Raw genomic sequence first — 13,874 nt, forward strand, 5'->3', positions numbered from 1 at the left:
CCCAGGGGCCTTTCCGCCCCCTGGGGACTCCGGTCAGAAACGACGAGCAGAGAGAAACCACCCATGCCCAGCACACGGCCGCCATACCGGGTGGCCATCATCGGCACCGGCGGTATCGCCCACGCCCATGCCACAGCCATCGCCGAACTCCCCGGACGCGCTCAGCTGGTCGCGGTCGCCGATGTCGACCGTGAACGCGCCGACGAGTTCGCGAGCCGGTTCTCCGTGCCGCACGCCTCCGACGACCCGCAGGCCATGCTGGAGAGCCAGGAGCTCGACCTCGTGCACATCTGCACGCCACCGCACACCCACGCGGCTCTGGCCGCCGCGGTGATGCGGGCCGGTGCCACCGCGTTGGTGGAGAAGCCGACGGCGTTGAGCCTGCGCGAGATGGACCAGCTGGCCGCGGTGCAGGAGGAGACCGGCGCCAAGGTCCTGACCGTCTTCCAACACCGCTACGGCGCGGCGGCGGTCCGCCTCCGCCGGCTCGTCCGGACCGGCGCGCTGGGACGGCCGCTGGTCGCCACGTGCGAGACCCTGTGGTACCGGTCCGACGAGTACTTCGACGTGCCGTGGCGGGGGCGCTGGGAGATCGAGGGCGGCGGCCCCACCATGGGGCACGGCATCCACCAGTTCGACCTGATGTTGTCTGTCCTGGGCCCCTGGTCCGCGATCAGCGCGCTCGCCGACCGCCAGGCCCGGCCCACGGACACCGAGGACGTCTCGGTGGCCGCGGTCCGGTTCGCCAACGGAGCCCTCGCCACGGTGGTCAACTCCCTGCTGTCCCCCCGTGAGACGTCGCGCCTGCGCTTCGACTTCGAGTACGCCACGGTGGAGCTCGAACACCTGTACGGCTACCGCGAGGAGCACTGGCGGTTCACGGCGGCCCCCGGCCACGACGAACTCTCGGAGCTCTGGACCGCCGGTGACGAGCCGGACGTCGACAGTGGTCACAGACTCCAGATCGAGGCCGTCTTCGACGCCTGGGACACCGGGCAGGAACCCGGTGTCTCCCTGGAGGACGCACGTCGCACGTTGGAATTCGCCGCCGCGACGTACGCCTCGGCCTTCCGCGATGCCCGCGTCACCGCGGGCGAACTGGCCGGGGACGACCCGTTCACGCTCAGCATGGACGGCGGCGCAGTGCCGTGGGAACGGATCAAGGAGGCGCTGGCATGAACGTGCTCGACGTCCGGCACGAACTCGGCGTCTCGGTCGCGATCCGGGACGGCGACGTCGAACTGTTCCGCTACGTCTACAACCCGGACACGGTCCAGCTCGAATCCCCCAAGCCCTACATCCACCCGCTGCGCACCCGCGCCGGCCGAGTGGTCAGCCTGTTCCGCCCCCACGACCACGTGTGGCACAAGGGCATCGCGTGGTCCCTGCCCCACGTCGGCGAGGAGAACTTCTGGGGCGGCCCCACGTACGTCCACGGAAGCTTCTACGTACAGCTCGACAACAACGGAACCCAGGAGCACCGCCGGGCCGTCACCCTGGACCGGTCCGGCGCGACCGCGACGTTCGCCCACGACCTGGACTGGACCACCCAGTCCGGCAAGCTGTTCTTCACCGAACGCAGGACTCTGCGGGCAAGCCTGATCAGCCCGCAGGCCTGGGCTCTGGAGTTCGAAACCCGGATGACGAACGTCTCCGGGGCGGACGTGGCCATTGGATCGCCGACCACCAAGGGACGGGAGAACGCCGGCTACGGCGGCCTGTTCTGGCGGGGTCCGCGATCGTTCACCGGCGGGCAGTTCGTGAGCGCGGAAGGAACCGGTGGCGACGAGGTCCGCGGGAAGCGCATGGAGTGGATGGGCTTCGCGGGCCGCCACGACGAGACGGCCGAGCAGTCGCTCGTGCTCATGGTGGACGACACGGCCAACCCGAACCACCCGCCGCAGTGGTTCGCCCGCACCGAAGAGTTCGCGTGCCTCAACCCCGCACCGTTCTTCAGCGAGGAACTGACCGTCGAACACGGCGCCACCGTGCGATTCCGGTACGGCGTGGGCGTTGCCGACGCCGACGCGAGCGCGGCTCCCGCGCTCGCGGACGCCGTTCGCCAGGTGCTCGCGCGTTCCGACGCGCAGAGCGCTGCCGAGCAGCCCGGACCACACGTCGGCGGTGAACACAACCGGAGGTGACGGCCATCCAGGTTCCGGCCGAGGCGTCGTCGCCCTCGGCGACGGCAAGTTCTGGTCGGCGTTCGGGCGCGTGCTGCTGTCCCTGGTGGTCGCGCCGGGCTGGAGCTACCTGCCGTACCAGCGTGGACTACGGCAACCAGCGGGGTTTCACCCTCACCACCGGGTGACCTCGCGGCGGGACGGCCGGACCGGCCGGTCGTCCCGCCGTCGCGAGAGGAAGGTCTGGGCGCACCTGCTTGTGCACCAAGCGACCCGCTCGCTGATGCACACCGCCGCCACCGACGCCGGCATCGATCCCGACCGCCCCGTCAGGGCGCTCGTCCATGATCGCGTACCAGGCCTCGATGCGACCGGTGCCGGTGTCCGCGGCGACCCGATCAGCGTGTTCGGCGAGGGAGACCTGGGCGCGAGCACTCAACGGTGCCGGCGAGTCGAGAACATGCTCAACCGCGCTCACCGATCCTCACCCCTCACGGTCTACGAACCGCATTCACCCTGCCGAACTCTCTTCGCACTCGTCGTGAGGACTCCATGACCAGTGCCGTCGTAAGTTCCGCTCGACCTACCTGCGGACTGCGACAGGACCGCTATGTCGGCGTGAGACGCGATCTTGATCAGCGGCATGACCGGATGCCTGCGTCAATCGCGACGGCCGTCGGTCAGATGGATGTGACGTAGCCCTGGACCAAAAGCCGCGACGTGGTCCGCAGTGCCGTGGTGTGCCTTCGTGGATGTGAAGCGTGTGCCGCTCGAAAAGTCATCGTTGCTGGTCAAGCGGCATGTATGTATTCGTTGATGAGTCCGCCCAGGATGCGGGTGCGGTGCAGTCTGTTGGTGTCGAGGTCGTGTACCGCGGTGGGGTGCTGCTGGGCTTCGGGTGGTAGTTGGTCACGGGCCTGGTGGGGCCGGTGTCGGTTGTAGTGGTCTTCGTAGGTCTTGAGGACATGCCGTGCGTGGCTCTCACCGGTGATCAGGATGTGGTCGAGTGCCTCGCGTCGGATGGTGCCGATGACCCGTTCGCAGTGGGCGTTCATCCGAGGTGCCTGCGGCGCGCTTCGGAGCACGTGTAGATCGTCGGCTTGGAAGACGGTGTCGAACGCTTCGCCGTACTTGCCGTCGCGGTCGCGGAGCAGGAAGCGCAGGGGCTCCATCCGGTGCCCGAGGTCGGCGGCGAGGTTTCTGGTCTGCTGCGTGGTCCATGCCTGTGCGGGGTGGGCGGTGACGCCGGTGATGTGCAGGCGCCGGGTGCCGTGTTCGAGGAACGCCAGTACGTACAGACGTTTGCCGAGCACGGTGTCGAGGTGGAGGAAGTCCGCCGCGATGATGCCCTGTGCCTGGGCGGTGAGGAACTCGCGCCAGCTCGGGCCGCAGCGGCGTGGCACCGGGTCGATGCCCGCGTCGTGCAGGATCTGCCAGACCGTCGAGTGGGCGATCCGGTGGCCGAGCCGGGCCAGTTCGCCTTGAATCCGCCGGTGACCCCACCGCGGGTTCTCTCTGGCGAGCCGCAGCACGAGCGACTTGATCGCCGCTCGAGTTGGTGGACGTCCGGTGCGTCGCCGCGCGGTGTGGTCCCACTTGCGGGCCACGAACCTGTGGTGCCAGGCGAGCAGGGTGCCCGGCGTAACGGGAAAGACCTCTGGCCAACGGCGACGGTCCACCAGTCCGGACAGGGCGGCGAACCAGAATCGATCCGCAGGCTTGTAACGGACCGGACCCGCCAGTTGCCGACGAAGGACCGCGTTCTCGTGCCGCAGCACAAGCAGCTCGGCGTCCTTCGCGGCCTCGCTGCGCAGCAGCGCCGACGGGATGGACAGCAGCTTCCGGGTCGCCTGGTACAGCAGGGACACGATCACCCGGACATGCTCTCAACACGCTGATACCCCTGCTCTACCAGCGACGATGACTTTTCGAGCGGCACACCATGGCGCCGCCATCGTGCTGACCGACCACACACACCAGGACCGCCGAGACCCTCCCGGACCACCGGGCCCTGCTCCTGCTCCTGCGCGACGGCCGGCTGACCACCGCCGGCCCACGCATGGTCGCGATCAGCCTGCGCTGCGCCGACCTCGACCGCGTCGCCGAACGCCTGCCGCTCCGCGGCACCGCGGAGCGGCAGCCCGGCGGCCTCCACCTCGTCGTGCCCGGGACGTGGACACCCTGTTGATCGCCGCCCTCCGGTTGGGCTGCTCCGTGCTGCAGGTGCGGTCATGATCGGCCTCGTGCGGTATCTCGGGTCGGATCTCCTGCGTTCACAACGGTTTCTCCTACCGATGCTCCTCTACGTCGTGCTCCTCGCACCGTTGCTGGGCGGCGACCCGGGGCCGTCGCCACAACTGTGGACCTTCACCGCGCTGGTGCTCTGCCCGGTCTCGTGCTGGCTCGCCGTGACCGTCGCCAACAGCGAAGACCCCGTACAGCGGCAGGTGACCATCGCCGCAGCGGGCGGACCCACCCGAGTCGCCGTCGGCGTGCTGGTCACCTGCGTGCTGGCCGACACCGTCCTCGTCGCGATCGCGATGTGCTGGCCGATCCTCACCTCCTCGTACGCCTTTCCCGCGCAGGCAGTCATAGCCGGCGTGCTGGCCCACGTCGCGGTCGCCGGCACCGGCACAGCCGCCGGTCTGCTGTGCGCACGACCCGTACTGCACGGCGTCGGGTGGAGCGCGGTCGTAGGCGGCGGCACGGTGTTCATCGCGGTGACCCAGAACTGGCTGCCGCCGGTCGGCCTCGCAGTCCGGTCCCTCAACGAGAGTCCCGTGCCGACCAGCACACTGGCGCTGGGCGCCGAACCAGCCCAGCGGGACGCGACCGAGCTTGGTCGCGACCCGCCTGCGCACGGCGAGCTGGAAGTCGATGTCCGCGTCGTGCATCAGCTGGTATCCCACCGCCTGAGCGATCAGCCGCACGACCAGCGCACCCGCCGCGAACGCGACCACGAGCCAGACCGCGCTGCGGTCCGCGGCCGGGCGCAGCAACTCCACCGCCAGCAGGTAAATCGCCACGAACGTCGCCAGCGAGGACACCGTGGCGACGGCCTGCAACACCACGCCCGCAGCGATTCGGCCGCGCACGGGCTGCAACATGGCGCGCAGGCCGTCTTGACTCCCGGTCATCAGTGGGCGACGCGATCCGGTTTGACCGCGAACACCGCGAGCAGGGTGGCCACGGCGAGTACCGCAGCACTGACCAGGAACGCGGTGGCGTAGCCGTCGGTCAACGCCCCGTCGGTCAACGGGCCGGCCGCGGCGGTGACCGAGATGGCCACGACGTTGAGAGCAGAGATGCCTACCGCGCCACCGATTTCGCGCATGGCGTTGGTCAGCGCGCTGGCGACCCCGGAGTCATCAGGGTTGATCCCGTCGAGGGTCAGCTTCATGACGGTGGTCAGCGCCGCGCCGATCCCGAGACCCACGACCAACTGCGCGGGCATCACCGTGGTCCAGAATCCGGTCGTCGGGTCGATGAAGCCGAGCCACCCGATCCCGAGCACACCCGCCACGAGACCCGTGATCACCACTACCCGCGCGCTGAAGCGACCGAGCAGGCGCCCCGCGACCACCGAGCCGACGAAGATGCCGACACCGATGGGCACGAAGGCCAGGCCGGTCCGTAGCGGCGTGTAGTCCTGGACGACCTGGAGGTAGTAGGTCAGGAAGAGGTAGAACGCGTACAGCGCGCCACCGATCAGGAAAACCACGGCGTACCCACTGCCGCGCACCCGGTCACGCACGACCCTCAGCGGCATCATCGGTGCGTCGGACCGGTGCTCGATCCACACGAACGCCCCGAGCAACACGAGGCCCGTCAGCACGAAGGCCAGCGTGGGAAGGCTGAGCCAGCCGCGTTCGACGGCCTGGGAGATGCCGTAGATCAAGGCGCCTACGCCGAGCGTGCCGGTCACCGTGCCGGGCAAGTCGTAGCGGACGGGACCGCTGGCTCGGCTGTCGCGCAGCACCCGGACCGCCGCGATCAGGATCAGCAGCACCACGGGCAGGTTGATCAGCAGGCACCACCGCCACGAGCCGTACTCGGTGAGCACACCTCCCAGCACCATGCCGACGACACCGCCGGTGCCCACCGCCGCGCCGAAGATGCCGAACGCCTTCCCGAGTTCGGCGGGATTGGTGAAGGTGGTCACCAGCAGCGCCAGCCCGGCGGGCGCGAGGAACGCCGCGAATCCGCCCTGCACGGCACGCGCGGCGAGCAGAGTTTCGGTGTTCTGCGCCAGACCGCCGACGGCCGATGCGAGGGCGAAGCCGACGAGCCCCGCGATGAAGAGCCGTTTGCGCCCGTGCAGGTCGGCGAGCTTGCCACCGAGGAGGAGCAGCCCTCCGAAGGTCAGGGAGTACCCGGTGACCACCCACTGCTTGGCGACATCGGACATGCCGAGTGCCTGTTGGGCCGACGGCAGGGCGATGTTGACCACCGAGGCGTCCAGCACGACGAGCAGCTGGGCGGCGGCGATCACGGCGAGCGCTAACCAGCGTCGTGGATCGGCACTGCCCGAACTCTCGCTCGTCGTCTCGGCACTGGGCTGTGCCATGGGGCTCCCCAATCGATCCGGGCGGCTTCCGCCGCCGACTTTGCGACAAACTGTCATAAAATGAGCCGACCGAGGCCGGTGTCGAGCATTCGAATGGTCAGACGGGAACGGTGGACCGTCGCGGTGCGGTAGCCACCAGCGCGACCACTGCCGCGACGGCGAACAGCACCGCTCCGACCACGAAGGCCACGACGTACCCGCCGGTGAGCGCCTCAGGGCCGGTTCCGACGGTTGCGAACAGGGCGACGGCGTTGAGCAGCGACACGCCGACAGCGCCCCCGATCTGCCGCATCGCGTTGGTGAGCGCGCTCGCCACTCCGGTGTCCTCGGGCAGGACACCGTCGAGCGTGGTTTTGGTGACCGTGGTCAGCGCCGCACCGATGCCCAGTCCGCCTACGAGCTGGGCAGGCACGATCAGGGACCAGATCCCACTGGAAGGGTCGAGGGTGCCGAAGGCCGCGAGCCCTGCCGCCCCCAGAACGAGCCCGGTGACCAGGATGACGCGCGGCGTCGTCTTGGCCAGCAGCCGTCCCGCGCCGAGCGAACCGATGAAGATGCCCACGCCGCTGGGAACGAAGACCAGACCGGTCAGCAGGGGCGAGTACCCGCGGACGAGTTGCAGGTAGTAGGTGAGCAACAAGTAGAAGGCCAGCAACGCCGCGCCGACGAGGAACACGATCAGGTAGCCCGCGCCGCGGACGCGGTCGACGACGATCCGCAACGGCATGATCGGACGCCGCGAACGCCGCTCGACCACCAGGAAAACGGTCAGCAGCGCCAACCCCGCCACGATGAACCCGACGGTCGCCGGATGCGTCCACCCCTGCGTCTCGGCCTGCCCGATGCCGTACACGAGCGACCCCACCCCGAGCGTGGCGGTGAGCGCGCCGGGAAGGTCGTAGCCGGCGACCCCGCTCCCGCGGCTGTCGTCGAGCAGGCGCAGCGCCGGCACGATGATGAGGACCGCGAGCGGCACGTTGATCAGCAAACACCACCGCCACGAGCCGAGCTCGGTCAGCACGCCGCCGAGCACCATGCCCACGGCCATGCCCGACCCCACCGCCGCGCCGAAGACCCCGAAGGCTTTGCCCCGCTCCTTCGGGTCCTGGAACGCGGTGGCGAGCAGGGCGAGCCCGGCCGGGGCCATGAGGGCGGCGAACACGCCCTGGGCGGCCCTGGCGAGCGGGAGCATGAGCGCACCGGTGGCCAGACCCCCGATGAGCGAGGTGAGCGCGAAGCCCACGACACCGACGAGGAAGATCTTCTTGCGGCCCACCATGTCGGCCAACCTGCCGCCGACGAGGAGGAACCCGCCGAACGTCAACGTGTAGGCGGCCACGACCCAGTGCCGTGCCGCGTCCCCCATGCCCAACTCCGCCTGCGCGGAAGGCAGGGCGATGTTGACCACCGAGGAATCGAGCACGATCAGCAACTGCGCGGCGGCGATCACCGCCAGGGCACCCCAGCGCCGTGGGTCGAGACCTGCTTCACCCGACATGCGTCCTCCCCGACGTAGACCGACGCCGAGGACTTTACAACACCCTGTCAGAAAGTGTCGTCACCTCCTTCGGGCACCGACTCCGTCGAGGAAGAGGGCCAGCTTGCGCTCGAACCAGGTCGTCGTGGAACCGCTCACCGCGTCGAGCAGCACCGACCGCAGGCGGGGGTCGTAAAGGTCCAACCACGGGTCGACCAATTCGCGCCTGCGCTGCTGGGAGGCTTCCAGTGACGTGGCCCCGTCCCCTGCCGGCGCCACGAGGAACTCCTGGACGACCAACTCCGCGAGCATGTCGACCACCAGCATCGCGACTTCCGCGGAGAAGCCGAACCCCATCAGGTGGACGCCGGTCTCGTTGTCCCTGCGCACCAGGGCCGGGCTGGTCAGTCGCAACGCGGTGATCTCACGCGCCAGGCCGGGGTGCGCGTCGTGCAGCCGCCAGTGCGCCCAGGCGGTCTCGTCCAGGAACGACCTCCAGCCGTCGACCGGCAACGGCCACTCGATCGTCTCGACGGCGTGGTCGATAGCGGCGGCGGCGAGGTCGTCCCGGCTCTTGAAGTACCGGTAGAGCGTCGAGTGGGAGATGCCCAGCCGCTCCCCCACCGCAGAGACGGTCAGTCGGGAGAACCCGATCTCCAGCGCGGCGCGCACGATGGCCTCCCGGTCCGCGACCGGTGGCCGACCCATCCTGGTGGCCGGCTTCGCCGTCCCGTTCGTTCGTCCCGCACCCATCCTCGACCTCTCCCCGACGACAACCCGCGACAATCGTACGAACCGCCTCAGGCGCCCACTCGCCGGCGGACGGTGGCCAGCATCTCGCCGGCCAGCGCGTCCACAACGGCGACCTGCGGCAGAAGCTCGGACTCCGTGGTGATCGCCCGGAAAACCAGCCCCACGGTCACCCCGTGACCGGGTCGGCGCACGACCTCGACGGTGTCACCGGCCCGCACGCTGCCCGGGACCAGCACCCGCAGGTAAGCACCGGGCAGGGCGTGTTGGGTGAAGGTGTGGATCCACCGCTTTTCGTCCATCCAGGCGGCGAACGTCCGACACGGCGTGCGGGGCGCGCTCACCTCCAGCACCAACTCGGAGCCGATCCGCCACCGCTCCCCGATCTCCGCCCCGGTCACGTCGACCGCCACGGTGGTCAGGTTCTCGCCGAACACCCCGGAGGCCAGATCGCGCCCCAGCTCGGCCTGCCACAGGTCCAAGTCCTCGCGCGAGTACGCGTAGACCGCGCGGTCCACGCCTCCGTGATCCTCCGGATCGCTGATGAAGTCCCCCGCGAGACCAGAATTCCCGTACGCGGGAATCCCGACAGCGACCGCTCCGGCAACGGGCTGCTTGTCGATCCCGCTGCTGCCTGTCCTGGCCAGCATCGGGCGAGGTGCACCTACGTTGACCGACAACACGCGTCCAAGGCTCACCATCGCAACATAGCGGCATCGAGCGCGACGACGCCGTTCGTCGGGATCCTGTGCGATCACCCGTGCGGCGGTTCCCGATCGGGTCGATGCTCACCACAGACGACCGAACCGGGCTGCCGGCGTGCCGCCGGCCACGAGGCCGGTAGCCCCACCCGGGTAGAGGACCACGGTGTCGCACTTTCGATAAGGTGTCATACGATGCCGGAAATCCGCCACGTCTCCCTGGCGCCGACGCGGACGCAGAACCTCCGACCGTCGGCGGACATCAGCGCGCACCGCCACGACGATCACCAGATCGTATACGCCGGCTCCGGCGTAGTGGCGGTGATGACGGACGCGGGCACCTGGTTCGCCCCGGCCACGCAGGCGATCTGGATTCCGGCGGGCACGGTGCACGCCCACCGCGCACACGGCCGAGTCGACCTCCACCTGGTCGGTCTGCCCGCGCGGGCCAATCCGCTCGGTCGGCGCGAGCCGACGGTGCTCGCCGTCGGCCCGCTGCTTCGCGAGCTGATCATCGCCTACACCCGCGAACCGGTCGAGGACTGCCCGGAACGACGGCGACTCCGCGCCGTGCTCCTGGACCAGCTTCGCACCTCGCCTCAACGGGCCGTCCAACTACCGACCCCGTGCGACCCCCGGTTGGTCCGACTTTGCGCCGCGCTGCACGACGACCCGGCGGATCCGCGCACCCTGGCCGAACTGGGGGCGACCGTCGGCATGGGTGAACGCACCGCGAGCCGGCTGTTCCGCGCCGACCTGAAGATGACCTTCCCGCAGTGGCGCACCCAACTGCGCCTCTATCACGCTCTGCGAATGCTGGCCGACGACGTGCCGGTGACCACTGTGGCCCACCGCTGCGGATGGTCCTCGGCCAGCGCCTTCATCGAGGCCTTCCGCCGCACGTTCGGACACACCCCAGGCGCCTTCCACCGCCGTGGCCTGCCCTGACCCAGTCAGCCGGCACGCACCCCAAAGTCGTTGCGCATCAAGCAACTTCTTCAGTCGAAGTCAGCGATCAGGGCCGACACCGTCGGTTCGACCGGCGACCACAGGGGGATCGCCACGGTGCCGACCTCCACAACCTCTACTATGCACATTAGTACTGCGACTCGACGAGGTCGCGGGCCCGTCGACGACGAGCGGGTGCGGCTTTCCGAGGAGGTCTTGATGCGGCGTGGGATCCACGCGGTCGTCTGCCTGGCGCTGATGGCCTTGGCCACCGCGTGCGGCCAGACGGGCGCCCAGCACGCAGCGTCCGACACCGCGGATCCAGGGTTGGCCCACGTGCACGGCCTGGGAGTGGATCCGGCGGACGGCACGCTGTACGCGGCGAGCCACCACGGCGTGTTCCGCGTGCCGGCGGGCGTCACGGCTGAGCGGGTCGGCGACGGGATGCAGGACACGATGGGGTTCACGGTCGTGGGCCCGAACCACTTCCTGGGCAGCGGCCACCCGGATCCGAGGGACACCGGCAAGGCGCCGCATCTCGGTCTCATCGAGAGCCTCGACGCGGGGAAGACTTGGCAGTCGCTGTCGTTGGAAGGCGAGGCCGACTTCCACGCCCTGGAGGCGAAGCACGGCGCCGTGTACGGCTACGACAGCCAGACCGGGCAGCTCGCCGTCACGTCCGACCGGCTGAACTGGGATCGACGCGCCCGGGTGCCGCTTGCAGACTTCGCGGTCAGCCCGTCGAGCCCGGATACCGTGCTGGCGACCACCGAGCAGGGACTCGCACGCAGCACCGACGGTGGGCGCACCTTCACCGCGCTGGCGGGCGCACCGGCGCTGCAACTGCTCGACTGGCCCGCCGAGGCGACCATCGTCGGCGTCGCCCCGGACGGCGGAGTCCACACCAGTGCGGACGGCGGGGTGACGTGGGTCCGCACGGGTCAGGTGCCCGGCAAACCAACCGCCGTGGCCGCCCACGGACCCGCCGAGGTCTTCGTCGCCACCACCACGGCGATCCACGGCTCAACCGACGGTGGACGCACGTTCACCCAGCGGCAAGCGCTCCACTGACCCACACGCCCTACTCGGCGAACGGCGTGCTCTGACGATGCTATTTCTCGGAAACGGTCGATGCCCGACGGTGCGCCTGCCGTAGCAACCGTCCGCCCCACACGACACCGACTGCGGCCAGCACCAGCCATGCTGTCGCCGCCGCGATCGATCGGGGCGAGTCCAGGTCGAGCAGGGCGTCGCCAAGGGTGACGGCCAAGGCGGTGGTCGGCACCAACCCGAGCGCGGTTCCCGCGGCGAAGGAGCCGGGGGTGACGGCGGTGACGCCCGCGCCGTAGTTGGACACCGTGAACGGGATCACCGGCAGCAGCCGGAGCACCACCGTGGCGGCCAGGCCGTTGCGCGCGAAAACGGAGTCGAGCACCAGCAGTCGTCCGGCGCCCAACCGGCCCGCGACCCGAGGCCGTCCGGCCAGGCGCGCGATGGAGAAGGAGATCATCGCCCCGGCGGTGAACCCGGCCACGGCGATCGCCAGTCCGGGCAGGATCCCGAACAACAGGCCGGACGCCGTGGCGAGCACCGGTTTCGGGAAGAACGCCGCCGTTCCCGCCGCGCACAGCAAGAAGAACACGAGTGAAGACCACAGGCCGGTGCCGCCGACCCAGCCGCGGAGCTGTTCGGGACCCGGCAGGTCGACGGCCGCGGCTACGACGGCGAGCACCAAGACCACAGCGGCAAGGCCGATCATCCGCCAGCGCCGCACCGTCTCCCCCTGACCGCTCTGCCGCATCACCTCACCGCCCGGAGCGGTCTACTATGAACGACCGTAGCCGGTGTGGAACCCTGTGCCGCGATGGAACCCCAGCTCCGCGACCACACCGAACCGGAGCGACTACGGCGCATCGACCAGCCACTCGTCGCCCGGCGCCGGCCTGCCGACCGTCGGCGGACGACCACACCGCGCAAGCACTCGATCCGCAACAAGATAGCGTCGGCGGTGAGCGTGCTGCTGCTCGCCGGGCTGACCGTCGTCGTGGTACGCGAGACCGTCACGCCGATCCCCTCGCCCATCGACGTCGCGGCGTAGCCACCCCTGATGCACACCACGACGGTGGGCACGCTCCCCCAGGTCGCACTCCCCCGGCGCCCAACCCCGATCCGGCGCTGTTCGACGCGGCCACCGCCTCGGCCGAGCTCCCGCCCGGCGGGGAGTTCACCGCGCAGGGGAACAAGAAGTGGACGGTGGTCCCCGGCGCGGCTCCGGCAGTCGGCGGGCCGAACCGCATCACGTACACGGTGGAGGTCGAAGAAGGCATCCAGCTCACGGGCGGTCCGGAAGGCTTCACGGCCGACGTCACCGGCATCCTCGCCGATCCACGCGGGTGGAGCGGCGACGGGCAGCACGGGTTCGAGCGGGTCGACAGCGGCAAACCGGACCTGCGCATCAGGCTCACATCGCAGCTGACCACGCGTGAGGTGTGCGGGTACTCGATCCCGCTCGAAGGGTCGTGCGCGACCACCGAGGTCGTGACCGTCAACGTCGCCCGCTGGGTGCGCGGCGCGGTGTCGTTCCAGGGCGCGTCAGTCGAGTACAAGCAATACGTGATCAACCACGAGGTCGGCCACGGTCTTGGCTACGACCACAAGTCGTGCCAGGACGACCGCGCCTTGACGCCCGTGATGATGCAGCAGTCCTGGGGCGTCTCGAACGACTACCTGGCCGCCCTCGGCACGGACCGTGTAGTCGCCGACGGCAAGGTGTGCAGACCGAACGCGTGGCCGTACCCGACCGGTAGTCGCTGAGACCGGCCGAGCACCCTGACAACTATCCACCATAGGACATTTGTGTATCGTGGAGCCGTGCTCCACCGTTTCCGCACCCGGGCCTCGCAATGGGCTCTGGTGTGGGCTGTCGCGTTCGCCGTGGTCGGCATGCACCACCTCGGCACGCAGGAGCCGGCCGTCCACGCGACGGCCGCTTCGGCAGCCGCAACGGTGGTCGACTGCTGTGACCATGCGTCCGAAGAGCACAGTCCGGCACCGACCGGGCAGCACGACATGCTGCACTTGTGCCTGGCGATCCTGTGCGCCGCACTGGGTTTGACTCTCGCCATGCTCGGCCTACGGGGTCGAACCGTCACGGAGCGCCTCAGGTCGCTGTCGACGCGCACGGCACGGCCGAGATCCCCTCCTGCGAGACCGGGCGGTGCACCAGCACGGCTGGCCGAACTCTGCGTCCTGCGGCTGTGACCGGCGGCGCGTGACGTCCTCGTAGGACGTTGACGCGACGCCGCACA

At 69.6% G+C, this 13,874-nt stretch carries 15 protein-coding genes; 9 read left to right on the top strand and 6 right to left on the bottom strand.

What is annotated here, in order from left to right; translation table 11 throughout:
* Positions 1-63 precede the first annotated feature (63 nt).
* Together F4560_RS15505 and F4560_RS15510 are read left to right on the top strand one after the other, a co-directional pair.
* Positions 64-1,179 (top strand): Gfo/Idh/MocA family protein, encoded by a 1,116-nt coding sequence (locus tag F4560_RS15505; protein ID WP_184920716.1) that lies wholly within the window; start codon positions 64-66, stop codon positions 1,177-1,179.
* Positions 1,176-2,144 carry a DUF6807 domain-containing protein gene (locus F4560_RS15510; RefSeq protein WP_184920718.1) on the top strand — a complete coding sequence of 323 codons (969 nt, stop codon included), beginning with the start codon at positions 1,176-1,178 and terminating at the stop codon, positions 2,142-2,144. The genes F4560_RS15505 and F4560_RS15510 overlap by 4 nt, the downstream gene beginning before the upstream one ends.
* Positions 2,145-2,914: 770 nt before the next feature.
* Here the strand turns inward: F4560_RS15510 and F4560_RS15515 are convergent.
* Positions 2,915-3,997, bottom strand: coding sequence for an integrase core domain-containing protein (locus F4560_RS15515; protein WP_184920720.1), 1,083 nt, complete (start codon positions 3,995-3,997; stop codon positions 2,915-2,917).
* Between the two features lie 185 nt (positions 3,998-4,182).
* Between F4560_RS15515 and F4560_RS45585 the strand changes: the two genes are divergently transcribed.
* Complete coding sequence (locus F4560_RS45585) at positions 4,183-4,311, top strand: hypothetical protein (RefSeq protein ID WP_281391917.1); 129 nt, start codon at positions 4,183-4,185, stop codon at positions 4,309-4,311.
* A 43-nt stretch (positions 4,312-4,354) separates the two neighbouring features.
* On the top strand, positions 4,355-5,353 hold the full coding sequence (locus F4560_RS15520; RefSeq protein ID WP_184920722.1) for a hypothetical protein: 999 nt from the start codon (positions 4,355-4,357) through the stop codon (positions 5,351-5,353).
* Here the strand turns inward: F4560_RS15520 and F4560_RS15525 are convergent.
* The 4 genes from F4560_RS15525 to F4560_RS15540 all read right to left on the bottom strand — a co-directional run bounded on the left by F4560_RS15525 (position 5,260) and on the right by F4560_RS15540 (position 9,567).
* Positions 5,260-6,690 (bottom strand): MFS transporter, encoded by a 1,431-nt coding sequence (locus F4560_RS15525; RefSeq protein ID WP_184920724.1) that lies wholly within the window; start codon positions 6,688-6,690, stop codon positions 5,260-5,262. The two genes, F4560_RS15520 and F4560_RS15525, sit on opposite strands and share 94 nt — an antisense overlap.
* 97 nt (positions 6,691-6,787) lie before the next feature.
* Complete coding sequence (locus F4560_RS15530; RefSeq protein ID WP_184920726.1) at positions 6,788-8,188, bottom strand: MFS transporter; 1,401 nt, start codon at positions 8,186-8,188, stop codon at positions 6,788-6,790.
* Between the two features lie 60 nt (positions 8,189-8,248).
* Positions 8,249-8,920, bottom strand: coding sequence for a TetR/AcrR family transcriptional regulator (locus F4560_RS15535; protein ID WP_221483508.1), 672 nt, complete (start codon positions 8,918-8,920; stop codon positions 8,249-8,251).
* A 47-nt stretch (positions 8,921-8,967) separates the two neighbouring features.
* Positions 8,968-9,567 (bottom strand): MOSC domain-containing protein, encoded by a 600-nt coding sequence (locus tag F4560_RS15540; RefSeq protein ID WP_246477813.1) that lies wholly within the window; start codon positions 9,565-9,567, stop codon positions 8,968-8,970.
* A gap of 246 nt (positions 9,568-9,813) precedes the next feature.
* Here F4560_RS15540 and F4560_RS15545 point away from each other — a divergent pair, with 246 nt between their 5' ends.
* Entirely contained in the window at positions 9,814-10,566 is a 753-nt protein-coding gene (locus tag F4560_RS15545) for an AraC family transcriptional regulator (RefSeq protein WP_184920730.1), read from the top strand.
* A gap of 219 nt (positions 10,567-10,785) precedes the next feature.
* Positions 10,786-11,637, top strand: a complete 852-nt coding sequence (locus F4560_RS15550) for a F510_1955 family glycosylhydrolase (RefSeq protein WP_184920732.1) — start codon at positions 10,786-10,788, stop codon at positions 11,635-11,637.
* 40 nt (positions 11,638-11,677) lie between these two features.
* Here F4560_RS15550 and F4560_RS15555 read toward each other — a convergent pair whose 3' ends face one another.
* Positions 11,678-12,367 (bottom strand): TVP38/TMEM64 family protein, encoded by a 690-nt coding sequence (locus F4560_RS15555; RefSeq protein WP_184920734.1) that lies wholly within the window; start codon positions 12,365-12,367, stop codon positions 11,678-11,680.
* A gap of 63 nt (positions 12,368-12,430) precedes the next feature.
* Here F4560_RS15555 and F4560_RS44565 point away from each other — a divergent pair, with 63 nt between their 5' ends.
* The 3 genes from F4560_RS44565 to F4560_RS46815 all read left to right on the top strand — a co-directional run bounded on the left by F4560_RS44565 (position 12,431) and on the right by F4560_RS46815 (position 13,827).
* Positions 12,431-12,664 carry a hypothetical protein gene (locus F4560_RS44565; protein WP_246479274.1) on the top strand — a complete coding sequence of 78 codons (234 nt, stop codon included), beginning with the start codon at positions 12,431-12,433 and terminating at the stop codon, positions 12,662-12,664.
* 77 nt (positions 12,665-12,741) lie between these two features.
* A complete protein-coding gene (locus tag F4560_RS44570) occupies positions 12,742-13,380 on the top strand; it encodes a DUF3152 domain-containing protein (protein WP_246478455.1) in 639 nt (212 codons plus the stop codon).
* A 99-nt stretch (positions 13,381-13,479) separates the two neighbouring features.
* The gene (locus F4560_RS46815) at positions 13,480-13,827 is read left to right on the top strand and encodes a DUF6153 family protein (protein WP_512700354.1); all 348 of its coding nucleotides are present in this window, start codon (positions 13,480-13,482) and stop codon (positions 13,825-13,827) included.
* Positions 13,828-13,874: the final 47 nt, after the last annotated feature.

It is taken from the genome of Saccharothrix ecbatanensis (genome assembly GCF_014205015.1).
Classification (GTDB): domain Bacteria; phylum Actinomycetota; class Actinomycetes; order Mycobacteriales; family Pseudonocardiaceae; genus Actinosynnema; species Actinosynnema ecbatanense.